Genomic DNA, 806 nt, shown 5'->3' on the forward strand with positions numbered 1-806 from the left:
GTATTCCGCTCCACGGCGTTTCCGGCGGACAAAATACTGGTACGCGGCAGCAACCTCGACAAACTCGTCGATGAGATTCTCGGCATCATCAAAAACTGAACGGCATGGCAAAGAAAACAAGAATCGAGGACATCGACAGCGAAGCCGTAATCAACTCGTTTCGACTGGACGATACAAGCATTCCGCCGGAAGCGAGAAGCACGGACGGAAACGCTACTTCTCCACCTCCGAAAGAAGCGATACAGGAAGCCGTTTCTCCACCTGCCTCGCACTCCAAAGAGGAGCCGGAACGCAGGCGCAGGAACAGCAAGCCGGAAAAATTGGATTATGACACCGTATTCATATGCGGGTCCAACGTCACGGCAAGACTCGGCAAGCAGGTCTATATCCGCAAGGAGTACCACGACCGCATACAGAAGATGCTTCATGTAATCGGTGGCAACGAGGTGACTATCGCGGCTTTTCTTGACAACGTGCTGACACACCATTTCACGCTGTTCCAAGACGAGATAGACGAATCGTTCAAACGGCACATGGAATCCTATAATTTATAAATACCCCAAAAACAACAAAGAAGTATGAAAAGAACAAAGAAGAACCGTCAGGCTGAGTGCCTGCAAACAGGAAAGAGTGAAAGAACCGCTGCCAATGCAGCAAAGTGTGCAAACGGATACGGTCAGGAAAAGACCGGCAGCGACTTCCGCAAGGATGAAGGCAGGGGCAAGCCGCTCTCTGTTTTCTTGGAAGCATCGGAAATCAAAACGCGGCAATGTATATACATCAGCCGAGAAATTCATGAGAAAGTC

At 50.0% G+C, this 806-nt stretch carries 1 protein-coding gene and 2 pseudogenes; all 3 read left to right on the forward strand.

Features of this window, described 5'->3' with window-relative positions:
* Positions 1-99, forward strand: a pseudogene (locus JZY04_RS21020) (ParA family protein); the annotation flags it as partial.
* Between the two features lie 5 nt (positions 100-104).
* Positions 105-554: a DUF3408 domain-containing protein gene (locus tag JZY04_RS21025; RefSeq protein WP_032567521.1), complete on the forward strand. Its 450-nt coding sequence runs from the start codon at positions 105-107 to the stop codon at positions 552-554.
* A 24-nt stretch (positions 555-578) separates the two neighbouring features.
* Positions 579-806: pseudogene (locus JZY04_RS21030) on the forward strand (DUF3408 domain-containing protein); the annotation flags it as partial.

Origin of the sequence: Bacteroides sp. 11BF (assembly GCF_019633765.1) — a bacterium.
Lineage (GTDB): Bacteria > Bacteroidota > Bacteroidia > Bacteroidales > Bacteroidaceae > Bacteroides > Bacteroides hominis.

Excerpts from the sequence above, each read along its gene's own strand:
- JZY04_RS21025 (WP_032567521.1), top strand. The coding sequence starts at position 105 with ATGGCAAAGAAAACAAGAATCGAGGACATCGACAGCGAAGCCGTAATC.